This window comes from Pseudomonas brassicacearum, assembly GCF_003732265.1.
Lineage (GTDB): Bacteria > Pseudomonadota > Gammaproteobacteria > Pseudomonadales > Pseudomonadaceae > Aquipseudomonas > Aquipseudomonas brassicacearum_D.
The window spans coordinates 23,603-35,648 of the sequence record NZ_MOBK01000011.1 but is presented as its reverse complement, the minus strand read 5'-3'; the positions used below and the strand labels follow the sequence as shown (position 1 = coordinate 35,648).

Here is a 12,046-nt window from a genome sequence, read left to right as displayed (position 1 = left end):
CTCAATGCTCCCGGCTTTCGAAGTCGATGCGCGGATCGACAAAGGTGTAGGTGAGGTCGCCGATCAGTTTCACCACCAGGCCGAGCAAGGTGAAGATAAACAGCGTGCCGAACACCACCGGGTAATCGCGGTTGATCGCGGCTTCAAAACTCATCAGCCCGAGGCCGTCGAGGGAGAAAATCACTTCCACCAGCAACGAGCCGGTAAAGAAAATCCCGATGAACGCCGACGGGAATCCGGCGATCACCAGCAACATGGCGTTGCGGAATACGTGGCCGTACAGCACGCGGTGGCGGGTCAGGCCCTTGGCCTTGGCGGTGACCACGTACTGCTTGTTGATCTCGTCGAGGAAGCTGTTTTTGGTCAGCAGGGTCATGGTCGCGAAGTTGCCGATCACCAGCGCCGTCACGGGCAAGGCCAGGTGCCAGAAGTAGTCGAGGATCTTGCCGCCCATGCTCAGTTCGGCAAAATTATTCGAGGTCAGTCCACGCAGCGGGAACCAGTCGAAATAGCTGCCGCCGGCGAACACCACGATCAGCAGGATCGCAAACAGGAACGCCGGGATCGCGTAGCCGACGATGATCGCCGAACTGGTCCAGACATCGAAGTGGCTGCCGTGTCGCGTGGCCTTGGCGATCCCCAACGGGATCGACACCAGGTACATGATCAGCGTGCTCCACAACCCGAGGGAGATCGACACCGGCATCTTTTCCTTGATCAGGTCGATGACCTTGGCATCGCGAAAGAAGCTGTCGCCGAAATCCAGGGACGCATAGTTCTTCACCATGATCCACAAGCGTTCCGGCGCCGATTTGTCGAAGCCGTACATGTGCTCGATTTCTTTCACCAAGGCGGGGTCCAGACCCTGCGCGCCGCGATAGGCGGAACCGGCCACCGACACTTCGGCGCCGCCACCGGCAATGCGGCTGGTGGCGCCTTCGAAGCCTTCGAGCTTGGCGATCATCTGCTCCACCGGGCCGCCGGGCGCGGCCTGGATGATCACGAAGTTGATCAGCAAGATGCCGAACAAGGTCGGAATGATCAGCAGCAGTCGCCGAAAAATATACGCCAGCATCTGATTACTCCGTGCCCGCAGGATCGGCTTGCAGTTTGGTTTCGACTTCTATCGCCGGTGTCGCGTCGGGCTTGATCCACCAGGTGTTGATGCCGATGTCGTACTTGGGTGAAATTTTCGGATGACCGATGTGGTTCCAGTACGCCACGCGCCACGTCTTGATGTGCCAGTTGGGGATCACGTAATAACCCCATTGCAGCACGCGGTCCAGTGCACGGGCATGGGCCACCAGACTTTTACGCGAATCGGCGTTGATCAGTTGCTCGACCAGTTGGTCCACCACCGGGTCCTTGAGGCCCATGGAGTTGCGGCTGCCGGGTTTGTCAGCGGCGGCGGACATCCAGAATTCGCGCTGTTCGTTGCCCGGTGAGCTGGACTGCGGGAAGCTGCCGACGATCATGTCGAAGTCCCGTGAGCGCACGCGGTTGATGTACTGCGAGACGTCGACGCGGCGGATCACCAGGTCGATCCCCAGGTCGCTGAGGTTGCGCTTGAACGGCAGCAGCACGCGCTCGAATTCGGTCTGGGCCAACAGGAACTCGATGGTCACCGGTTTGCCGGTTGCGTCGACCATTTTGTCATCGACGATCCGCCAGTCGGCCTCTTGCAGCAGCTGATAGGCCTGGCGCTGGTGGTCGCGAATCATACCGCTGCCGTCAGTGGTCGGGTTCGCGAAGGCTTCGCTGAAGACCTGCTCGGGGATCTTGCCGCGAAACGGATCGAGGATCGCCAGTTGATCGGCATCCGGCAGGCCGGTGGCGGCCATTTCCGAGTTCTCGAAATAGCTGCGGGTGCGCGCATAGGCGCTGTTGAACAATTGCTTGTTGGTCCATTCAAAGTCCAGCAACAGCGTCAGGGCCTGGCGCACGCGCACGTCCTGGAACGCCGGGCGACGCAGGTTGAACACGAAGCCCTGCATGCCGGTGGGGTTGCCGTTGGGGATCTGTTCCTTGATCAACCGGCCTTCGGTGACCGCCGGGACGTTGTAGGCATTGGCCCAGTTCTTCGCGGTCATCTCCAGCCAGTAATCGAACTGCCTGGCCTTGAGCGCTTCGAGCGCCACGGTGTTGTCGCGGTAGTAATCGGTGGTCATCACATCGAAGTTGTAGAACCCGCGATTGACCGGCAAGTCCTTGCCCCAGTAATCCTTGACCCGCTCATAGCGAATCGAACGCCCGGCCTTCACTTCGCTGACCTTGTACGGGCCGCTGCCCAACGGCATTTCCAGATTGCCCTTGTTGAAATCGCGGTTGGCCCACCAGTGTTTGGGCAAAACCGGTAACTGGCCGAGGATCAGCGGCAGTTCACGGTTGTTGGAGTGCTTGAACTTGAACAACACGGTGAGCGGGTCTTCGGCGACCGCTTCCTCGACGTCGTTGTAGTAACCGCGATAGAGCGGCGCGCCGTCCTTGGTCAGCATCTGGAAGCTGAACACCACGTCTTCGGCGCGAATCGGATGGCCGTCGTGGAAGCGCGCTTCCGGGCGCAGGTAGAAACGCACCCAGCTATTGTCCGGGGCTTTCTCGATCTTGCCGGCGACCAGGCCGTATTCGGTGAACGGTTCGTCCAGGCCTTGCCGGGCGAGGGTGTCGTAGATCATGCCGATGTCATCGGCCGGAACGCCTTTGCTGATGAACGGATTGAGGCTGTCGAAGCCACCGAAACCGGCCTGGCGAAAGATACCGCCCTTGGGCGCATCCGGGTTCACGTAGTCGAAATGCTTGAAGTCGGCCGGGTACTTCGGCGGCTCGTTGTAGAGGGTCACCGCGTGTTGCGGGGCGGCGCAGGCCAGCCCGGCGAACAGCAGACCGCTGGCCTGCAACAGCAGGGTGCGTACGGGTTTCATTGATCTTTCTCCGAAGACTTCAGCCACCACGCGCTCAGGCCCAGGGTGTAGGGCGGCGTGGTCACAAAGGCGAACCGGTTGCGGTAGGCCAGGCGATGATAATTGAGGTACCAGTTGGGAATGATGTAGTGCTGCCACAGCAGCACGCGGTCAAGGGCTTTGCCGGCGGCGACTTGTTCGTCGCGGCTCTGGGCGGCGAGCAGTTGTTCAAGTAAATGATCAACCACCGGGTTGGCAATGCCGGCGTAGTTTTTACTGCCCTTGACCCCGATCTGGCTGGAATGGAAATACTGCCATTGCTCCAGACCCGGACTGAGGGTCTGGTTGAGGGTCATCAGAATCATGTCGAAGTCGAACTGATCGAGGCGCTGCTTGTACTGCGCACGGTCGACGGTACGCAGTCGTGCGTCAATACCAATGCTCGCCAGATTCTCAACGTAGGGCTGGAGGATGCGCTCCAGGTTCGGGTTGACCAGCAGGATCTCGAACCGCAGGGGTTGCCCGACGGCATTCTGCAACCGCTGGCCATTGAGCTTCCAGCCGGCCTCGGCAAGTAGCCCAAGGGCTTTGCGCAGGGTTTCCCGGGGGATGCCGCGGCCGTCGGTGTGCGGCAGGCTGAACGGCTCGGTGAAGAGCTTGGCAGGCAACTGCTCGCGATAGGGCTTGAGCATCAGCCATTCGTGACCGACCGGGAGCCCGGTGGCTTCGAATTCACTGTTGGGGTAGTAACTCATCGCGCGTTTGTAGGCGCCGCTGAACAGCGTGCGGTTGGTCCACTCGAAATCGAACATCAACCCCAGGGCTTCGCGGACTTTGGTCTCGGCGAAAGTCGGGCGTCGGCTGTTCATGAACAGGCCCTGGCTCTGGGTCGGGATCTGATGCGGGATCTGCGCCTTGATCACGTCCCCGCGACGTACGGCCGGGAAGTTGTAGCCGTTGTCCCAGTTCTTCGCCTGATGCTCGATGTAAACGTCGAATTCGCCGGCCTTGAACGCTTCGAAGGCCACATCGCTGTCGCGGTAGAACTCGACTTCCATGCGATCGAAGTTGTACTTGCCGCGATTGACCGCCAGGTCCTTTCCCCAGTAATCCTTGACCCGTTCGAAAACAATCTGCCGCCCAGGCGTCACCGAGGTGATGCGATACGGCCCGCTGCCCAGGGGCGGCTCGAAGGTGGTCGCCTTGAAATCGCGACCTTTCCAGTAATGCTGTGACATGACCGGCAATTCGCCGAGGCGCAGGATCTGCAATGGATTGCCGGCGCGCTTGAACACAAAACGGATGCGCTGTGGGTTGAGGATATCGACCCGTGCGACTTCCTGAAGGCTGGTGCGGTACTGCGGATGACCTTCCTTGAGCAACAAGCGGTAGGAGAACGCGACGTCGTAGGCCGTGATCGGCGAACCATCGTGGAACCGCGCTTCGGGCCGCAGGTTAAACACCACCCAACTGCGGTCCTCGCTGTATTCCACCGACTGGGCAATCAGGCCATAACTGGAGGTCGGCTCGTCGCCGGACGGCGCGTACTGGCCGGTGCCGACCATCAGTGGCTCATTGAGCTCGTTGATGCCGTACTGCAGGAAATTGGGGGTGGACACCGGGCTTGAGCCCTTGAAGGTGTAAGGATTGAGCGTATCGAAGGTGCCAAACGCCATCACCCGCAACGTACCGCCCTTGGGCGCTTGCGGGTTGACCCAGTCGAAGTGGGTAAATCGGGCCGGGTACTTGAGCGTGCCGAACTGCGCATAACCGTGGCTTTCGCTGATCGTCGCGCTTGCGGGGGAGCTGAAGGCCAGGCTGATCAGGAGCAGGAGGAGGGGACGCTTCAAGTCAGAGATCCGATCCAGGCGGCTTGGGCATTGTGGCCCGTACAGTAACAGCTTGTATCGACAGGAAAAAGACAGGGGGTTAATGCAGGGTTAATTGGAGTTACGGGTCCCTTGTAGCAGCTGGCGAAGCCTGCGTCCGACTGCGCAGCAGTCGTAAACCGGTGACCGCTATTTTCCTGAAACACCGCGGCGCCTGAATTGACGACTGCTGCGCAGTCGGACGCAGGCTTCGCCAGCTGCTACAGGGGATTGTGAAAACCTTCGGGAAAAAAAAGCCCCTGAATTCAGGGGCTCCTTTTAGCGTGGCGAAGACACTACCAGCATCTGTCCAGGCTTCAACGCCTGGCCAACGCGCGGGTTCCAGCGCTTGAGATGCTGCATCTCGACATTGAAGCGCTTTGCGACGATGTACAGCGAATCGCCTTGCTGGACCTTGTATTGGGTCTGCGACTTCTTTTTGTCGGCTTTGCTGTTGGCGGCCACGACCGTGTTGACGCGACCGCTGCTGCGCTTGGTGGTGTCCTGCATCACCAGGGTCTGACCCGTCTTGAGGTGCTTGCCCGACAACTTGTTCCAGCGTTGCAAGTCTTCGACGTCGACTTTGTTGGCTTTGGCGATAGTGCCGAGGTTGTCGCCGCGTTTGACCCGGTAGGTGGTGCGCTTGACGCTGGCGAGTTGTACATCGTCTGCGCCTTCGAAGACCGGTTTGCGAGGCTTCTTGCTGATCAACTCTTCCGGACGCATGGTCGACAGGCTGGTGGTCAGCAACTGCGCCTTGGACGTTGGCACCAGCAAGTGCTGGGGGCCATCGAGGGTGGTGCGCTGTTTGAACGCCGGGTTGAGCTGGAACAGTTCGTCTTCGTCGATGTTGGCAACTTCGGCAACCTTGGACAGGTCCATGCGCTGGTTGATTTCGACGACCTGGAAGTACGGTTCGTTGGCGATCGGGCTGAGGTTCACGCCGTAGGCTTCGGGCGACAGGACCACTTGCGACAAGGCCAGCAGCTTCGGCACATACGCTTGAGTTTCCGCCGGCAGCGGCAGGTTCCAGTAATCGGTCGGCAAGCCGAGCCTTTCGTTGCGCTCGATGGCCCGGCTGACGGTGCCTTCACCGGCGTTGTAGGCGGCGAGGGCGAGCAGCCAGTCACCGTTGAACATGTCGTGCAGGCGCGTCAGGTAATCCATGGCCGCGGTGGTCGAGGCGGTAATGTCGCGTCGGCCATCATAGGCTCGGGTCTGGCGCAGGTTGTAGTAACGCCCGGTAGAAGGGATGAATTGCCAGAGTCCCACCGCGTCGGCCCGGGAATAGGCCATCGGGTTGTAGGCACTTTCAATCACTGGCAGCAGCGCCAGTTCCAGCGGCATGTTGCGTTCTTCAAGGCGTTCGATGATGTAGTGAATGTACAGGCTGCCGCGCTCGCCGGCGTTTTCAAGAAAGGACGGGTTACTGGCGAACCACAGTCGCTGTTGCTCGATACGCGGGTTGACGCCCAGGCCGTCCTGCAACTGGAAGCCCTGGCGCATGCGCTCCCAGACGTCCTGTGGTACTTGCGGCGAGGGTTTTTCGCTGAGCCAGATCGGTTTCTGCTTGGCGCGAGCGGCGATATTCGGGGTATGTGCCGCGTCGGTCTGCGGCACATGGCTGGAACAGCCCGCCAGAGTGGCGGACACAGCCACCGCGATGGCTTGAGCCAAGCGGGTCAATGCGTCTGAATTGATGGCTTTACGAATAGGTGACGACATTGGCTGGAAGTAAGTTCCGGGCAAAAATGTCGGCCGATTCTAGAAAGGGTACCCCCTGCGGTCAACCATTCAGAATTTTCATTGCAATAGGATGACGGCCTAGAACGTATCTTTCCACGCCCGCAACGCAGCAAAAACCGCACTCGGAGCCCGGTTATAGGGGCCATTCCGTTCGTCCACTTTTTCTTTAACAGATGTTTCGTCAACACGCAGAAACGGGTTGGTGAGCTTTTCCAGGGCCAGGGTCGACGGCAGGGTCATGATCCCGGCCTGGCGTTGTTGGGTCACTTTGGCGAGACGCTCGGCGGTGTCGCGGTTTTCTGGCTCGACCGCTGCGGCAAACTTGAGGTTGCTCAGGGTGTATTCGTGGGTGCAATACACCAGCGTATCTTCGGGCAATGCGGCCAGGCGTGTCAGCGAGGTGTGCATCTGTTCCGGCGTGCCTTCGAACAATCGGCCGCAACCGGCGGCAAACAGGGTGTCACCGCAGAACAGCAGGCCATGATGGTAATAGGCAATGTGCCCCAGGGTATGACCGGGGACGGCGTACACGTCGAAGTCCCAGCCGAGCACGCTGACCCGGTCGTTGTCCTTGAGCGCGACGTCCCGATGTGGGATGGATTCGCTGGCGGGGCCGTAGACGGTCGCGTTTGTCGCTTTTTTCAGCTGCTCGACACCACCGACGTGGTCATGGTGGTGATGAGTGATCAGAATATCGCTCAATACCCAGCCCGGATGTGCCGCAAGCCAGGCCTGCACGGGCGCGGCGTCGCCCGGATCGACCACGGCGCAGCGCTGGGTGCGGTGGTCTTGTAACAACCAGATGTAGTTGTCGGTGAAGGCGGGCAGGGCACTGATCTGTATCATCGTCGGATTCGCCAAGCGGAAAACAATGGCGCATCTTAGAACTTCCTGGCGCGTTGGAGAATGCAATGACCGATAAAGCGTTCGCTCAGGCTGATCCCGAGTGGCTGACATTGATCAGCGCGGCCCGTGAATGGCTGTCCGGCCCTATCGGGCAATTTTTGCTGGATGAAGAACGCCGCATGCTCGAAGACGAGTTGGGGCGGTTCTTCGGCGGTTACCTGGTGCATTACGGTCCGTCGGCCCAGACGCCACCGTCGGCGCCGCAAGTGCAGCGCAATGTGCGCCTCGGTGCGCCGTTGCCCGGCGTCGAAATCGTATGTGAAGAACAAGCCTGGCCGTTGAGCGAGCACGCCGCCGACGTCGTGGTGTTGCAGCATGGCCTGGATTTCTGCCTGTCGCCCCACGGTTTGCTGCGTGAAGCGGCGAGCAGCGTGCGACCCGGCGGGCATTTGCTGATCATCGGCATCAATCCCTGGAGCACCTGGGGCCTGCGGCATGTGTTCGCCCATGACGCCCTGCGCAAGGCGCGCTGCATCTCGCCGTCACGCGTCGCCGACTGGCTGAACCTGCTGGGTTTCGCGCTGGAGAAACGCCGCTTCGGGTGCTATCGTCCGCCGCTTGCGTCACCCGCCTGGCAAACTCGTCTGGCCGGTTGGGAGCGCAAGGCCGGTGACTGGCAACTGTCAGGCGGTGGCTTCTATTTGTTGGTGGCGCGCAAGATTGTCGTGGGTTTGCGTCCACTGCGTCAGGAACGGCGCGAACCGATGGGCAAGCTGATTCCCTTGCCGATGGCCAAGGTCAATCGCCGTCGCATCGACCCGTAATACCTTTTATTTCCCGGCCGGGTCAGTCCCGGCCTCGGGCATCGTCGATCACGGATCGGCGAGCCACCGCATTTCTGGATAGATTGGCATGAGCGATAGCGTAGAACTCTTCACCGACGGCGCCTGCAAAGGCAACCCGGGCCCCGGCGGCTGGGGCGCACTGCTGGTGTGCAAAGGCGTTGAAAAGGAACTGTGGGGCGGCGAAGCCAACACCACCAACAACCGCATGGAGTTGATGGGCGCGATTCGTGGCCTCGAAGAGCTCAAGCGCTCCTGCGACGTGCTGCTGGTGACCGACTCCCAGTACGTGATGAAAGGCATCAACGAGTGGATGGACAACTGGAAGAAGCGCGGCTGGAAAACAGCGGCGAAAGAGCCGGTTAAAAATGCTGACCTGTGGAAGTTGCTGGATGAGCAGGTCAATCGCCACAACGTCACCTGGAAATGGGTGCGTGGGCACATCGGTCACCACGGTAACGAGCGGGCTGACCAGTTGGCCAACCGCGGGGTGGATGAAGTGCGCGGCTACAAGCAGGCCTGATTCTGTCGATGTACCGAGTTGCGGCCTTCGCGAGCAGGCTCGCTCCCACAGGGATCTGCAAACACCGGAGATCCAATGTGGAAGCGAGCCTGCTCGCGAAGGCCGCGATACGGTCTCTCTGAAACACCCAGGCGAGCGTGTTAACATCGCCGCTTTTGCACGATTGACCCGTTGAGAGCTGAGCACTGATGGCCACCAGATCCGTTGTACTCGATACCGAAACCACCGGCATGCCGGTGACCGACGGCCACCGGATTATCGAAATCGGTTGTGTCGAGTTGATTGGTCGGCGCCTGACGGGCCGGCATTTTCACGTTTACCTGCAGCCGGACCGCGAGAGTGACGAAGGCGCCATTGGCGTCCACGGCATCACCAACGAATTCCTGGTGGGCAAGCCGCGCTTCACCGAAGTGGCTGATGAGTTCTTCGAGTTCATCAAAGGTGCGCAGCTGATCATCCATAACGCGGCGTTCGACGTTGGTTTCATCAACAACGAATTTGCCCTGATGGGCCAGCATGAGCGTGCGGATATCACGCAACACTGCTCGATCCTTGACACCTTGATGATGGCCCGGGAGCGTCACCCTGGGCAGCGCAACAGCCTCGATGCCTTGTGCAAACGGTATGGCGTCGACAACTCGGGCCGTGAACTGCACGGCGCGTTGCTCGACTCCGAGATTCTTGCCGACGTTTACCTGACCATGACCGGCGGCCAGACCAGCCTGTCGCTGGCCGGCAATGCGTCCGACGGGAATGGCTCCGGCGAAGGCGCGGACAACTCCGCCACCGAAATCCGCCGCTTGCCTGCCGACCGCACACGCGCCCGAATCATCCGCGCCAGCGAAGATGACCTGGCCCAGCATGTCGCGCGTCTGGAAGCCATCGCCAAAGCCGCCGGCGCCCCGTCGCTGTGGCAACAACTGGCGGATGCCAAGGCCCAGGCCTGATTTGTAGCAGTTGCCGGTGACCCAGTTTGGGGCATCGGTACTCGCCACATTCGCATCAACCCTCTACCCTGAGGGTATTGGCAGGCCATGGTCTGCCGCCTCAGGACACTGAGCCCCATGTATAAAGATTTGAAATTCCCGGTCCTGATCGTCCACCGCGACATCAAGGCCGACACCGTCGCCGGTGATCGCGTGCGGGGCATCGCCCGGGAGCTGGAACAGGAAGGCTTCAGCATTGTTTCGGCAGTGGATTACACCGAAGGGCGACTGGTCGCCTCGACCCACCACGGCCTCTCCTGCATGTTGATTGCCGCCGAAGACCCCAGCACTCACTCGCATTTGTTGCAAAACATGGCCGAACTGATCGGCCTGGCGCGAGTGCGCGCGCCGGACCTGCCGATCTTCGCCCTCGGCGAACAGGTTACGCTGGAAAATGCGCCGGCCGACGCGATGGCCGAGCTCAATCAGTTGCGCGGGATTCTTTATCTGTTTGAAGACACCGTGCCGTTCCTGGCCCGGCAAGTGGCCCGGGCCGCGCGCAAATACCTGGACGGTCTACTGCCACCGTTTTTCAAGGCGCTGGTGCAACACACTGCCGACTCCAATTATTCCTGGCACACGCCTGGCCACGGTGGCGGCGTGGCGTATCACAAGAGCCCGGTCGGGCAAGCGTTTCACCAGTTTTTCGGGGAAAACACCCTGCGCTCGGATTTATCGGTATCGGTGCCTGAACTGGGTTCGTTGCTCGATCACACCGGTCCACTGGCTGAGGCGGAAGCCCGCGCTGCGCGCAATTTCGGCGCCGATCACACCTTTTTCGTGATCAATGGCACCTCGACCGCCAACAAAATCGTCTGGCATTCCATGGTCGCGCGCGATGACCTGGTGCTGGTGGATCGCAACTGCCACAAGTCGGTATTGCATTCGATCATCATGACCGGCGCGATCCCGTTATACCTGTGCCCTGAGCGCAATGAACTGGGGATCATCGGCCCGATTCCATTGAGCGAGTTCAGCCGCGAATCGATCCAGGCCAAGATCGACGCCAGCCCGCTGACCAAGGGCCGAGCGCCCAAGGTCAAACTGGCGGTGATCACCAACTCGACTTACGACGGTCTTTGCTACAACGCCGAGCTGATCAAGCAGAACCTGGGCAACAGCGTCGAGGTGTTGCATTTCGACGAGGCCTGGTACGCCTACGCGGCGTTTCACGAGTTTTTCGCCGGACGCTACGGCATGGGCACCTCGCGCAGCGAAGACGGCCCGCTGGTGTTCACCACGCACTCCACACATAAATTGCTGGCCGCCTTCAGCCAGGCCTCGATGATTCATGTCCAGGACGGCGGCGCGCGGCAACTGGACCGCGACCGTTTCAACGAAGCGTTCATGATGCACATCTCCACCTCGCCGCAATACAGCATCATTGCCTCGCTGGACGTAGCCTCGGCGATGATGGAAGGCCCGGCCGGCCGTTCGCTGTTGCAGGAGATGTTCGACGAGGCCCTGAGCTTTCGTCGTGCTCTGGCCAATCTGCGGCAGCACATCGCGGCGGATGACTGGTGGTTTTCCATCTGGCAGCCACCGTCGGTGGAAGGCATCGATCGCGTGGTCACCGAAGACTGGCTGTTGCAACCCGATGCCGATTGGCACGGCTTTGGCGGTGTCACCGACGATTACGTGTTGCTCGACCCGATCAAGGTCACCCTGGTCATGCCCGGCCTGACCGCGGGCGGTGCGCTGAGCGAGCGCGGGATTCCGGCGGCGGTAGTCAGCAAATTCCTCTGGGAACGCGGGCTGGTGGTCGAGAAGACCGGGCTGTATTCGTTCCTGGTGTTGTTCTCCATGGGCATCACCAAAGGCAAATGGAGCACGCTGCTGACTGAGTTGCTGGAGTTCAAGCGCAGCTACGACGCCAATGTCAGCCTGGCCACCTGCCTGCCGTGTGTGGCGCAAGAGGGCGTCGGGCGCTATCAAGGCATGGGCCTGCGCGATTTGTGCGATCAACTGCACGCCTGCTATCGCAGCAATGCCACGGCCAAGCACCTCAAGCGCATGTACACCGTGCTGCCGGAAATCGTCATGAAGCCCGCTGACGCCTATGATCATCTGGTACGGGGCGAGGTGGAGGCGGTGTCGATCGATGCCCTGGACGGGCGGATTGCTGCGGTGATGCTGGTTCCGTATCCGCCAGGCATCCCACTGATCATGCCGGGTGAGCGGTTCACCGAGTCGACCCGGTCAATCATCGACTATCTTTCATTTGCACGGACGTTTGATAGCAGTTTCCCAGGATTCGTCGTCGATGTGCATGGATTGCAACACGAGGACGAGGGCAATGGACGGCACTACACCGTCGATTGCATCAAGGAATGAG

The 12,046-nt window shown here is 60.5% G+C and carries 9 protein-coding genes; 4 read left to right on the top strand and 5 right to left on the bottom strand.

The genetic code is table 11. The features are described 5' to 3' along the window. Window position 1: 1 nt before the first annotated feature. The 5 genes from BK660_RS25390 to gloB form a co-directional block, all read right to left on the bottom strand. On the bottom strand, window positions 2-1,075 hold the full coding sequence (locus BK660_RS25390; protein WP_027923384.1) for a microcin C ABC transporter permease YejB: 1,074 nt from the start codon (window positions 1,073-1,075) through the stop codon (window positions 2-4). A gap of 4 nt (window positions 1,076-1,079) precedes the next feature. Beyond that, complete coding sequence (locus BK660_RS25385; RefSeq protein WP_123435619.1) at window positions 1,080-2,921, bottom strand: extracellular solute-binding protein; 1,842 nt, start codon at window positions 2,919-2,921, stop codon at window positions 1,080-1,082. Beyond that, a complete protein-coding gene (locus tag BK660_RS25380) occupies window positions 2,918-4,750 on the bottom strand; it encodes an extracellular solute-binding protein (RefSeq protein WP_123435618.1) in 1,833 nt (610 codons plus the stop codon). Before BK660_RS25380 ends, BK660_RS25385 begins: the two co-directional genes overlap by 4 nt. Window positions 4,751-5,047: 297 nt before the next feature. Next, a complete protein-coding gene (locus BK660_RS25375) occupies window positions 5,048-6,493 on the bottom strand; it encodes a transglycosylase SLT domain-containing protein (protein ID WP_123435617.1) in 1,446 nt (481 codons plus the stop codon). A gap of 99 nt (window positions 6,494-6,592) precedes the next feature. Beyond that, window positions 6,593-7,360 carry a hydroxyacylglutathione hydrolase gene (gene gloB / locus BK660_RS25370; protein WP_123435616.1) on the bottom strand — a complete coding sequence of 256 codons (768 nt, stop codon included), beginning with the start codon at window positions 7,358-7,360 and terminating at the stop codon, window positions 6,593-6,595. Between the two features lie 65 nt (window positions 7,361-7,425). Here gloB and BK660_RS25365 point away from each other — a divergent pair, with 65 nt between their 5' ends. The 4 genes from BK660_RS25365 (at window position 7,426) to BK660_RS25350 (ending at window position 12,045) form a co-directional block, all read left to right on the top strand. Next, window positions 7,426-8,184: a methyltransferase domain-containing protein gene (locus tag BK660_RS25365; protein WP_123435615.1), complete on the top strand. Its 759-nt coding sequence runs from the start codon at window positions 7,426-7,428 to the stop codon at window positions 8,182-8,184. A gap of 88 nt (window positions 8,185-8,272) precedes the next feature. Then, complete coding sequence (gene rnhA / locus BK660_RS25360; RefSeq protein ID WP_008028618.1) at window positions 8,273-8,725, top strand: ribonuclease HI; 453 nt, start codon at window positions 8,273-8,275, stop codon at window positions 8,723-8,725. 188 nt (window positions 8,726-8,913) lie between these two features. After that, window positions 8,914-9,672, top strand: coding sequence for a DNA polymerase III subunit epsilon (dnaQ, locus tag BK660_RS25355; RefSeq protein WP_123435614.1), 759 nt, complete (start codon window positions 8,914-8,916; stop codon window positions 9,670-9,672). Between the two features lie 117 nt (window positions 9,673-9,789). Then, entirely contained in the window at window positions 9,790-12,045 is a 2,256-nt protein-coding gene (locus BK660_RS25350) for an Orn/Lys/Arg family decarboxylase (protein ID WP_123435613.1), read from the top strand. Window position 12,046 lies beyond the last annotated feature (1 nt).

What these genes read in the sequence shown, in the direction of transcription:
- BK660_RS25390 (WP_027923384.1), bottom strand. Translation starts at nt 1,075, where the DNA reads ATGCTGGCGTATATTTTTCGGCGACTGCTGCTGATCATTCCGACCTTG.
- BK660_RS25385 (WP_123435619.1), bottom strand. Translation starts at nt 2,921, where the DNA reads ATGAAACCCGTACGCACCCTGCTGTTGCAGGCCAGCGGTCTGCTGTTC.
- BK660_RS25375 (WP_123435617.1), bottom strand. Translation starts at nt 6,493, where the DNA reads ATGTCGTCACCTATTCGTAAAGCCATCAATTCAGACGCATTGACCCGC.
- gloB (WP_123435616.1), bottom strand. Translation starts at nt 7,360, where the DNA reads ATGATACAGATCAGTGCCCTGCCCGCCTTCACCGACAACTACATCTGG.
- BK660_RS25365 (WP_123435615.1), top strand. Translation starts at nt 7,426, where the DNA reads ATGACCGATAAAGCGTTCGCTCAGGCTGATCCCGAGTGGCTGACATTG.
- rnhA (WP_008028618.1), top strand. Translation starts at nt 8,273, where the DNA reads ATGAGCGATAGCGTAGAACTCTTCACCGACGGCGCCTGCAAAGGCAAC.
- dnaQ (WP_123435614.1), top strand. Translation starts at nt 8,914, where the DNA reads ATGGCCACCAGATCCGTTGTACTCGATACCGAAACCACCGGCATGCCG.
- BK660_RS25350 (WP_123435613.1), top strand. Translation starts at nt 9,790, where the DNA reads ATGTATAAAGATTTGAAATTCCCGGTCCTGATCGTCCACCGCGACATC.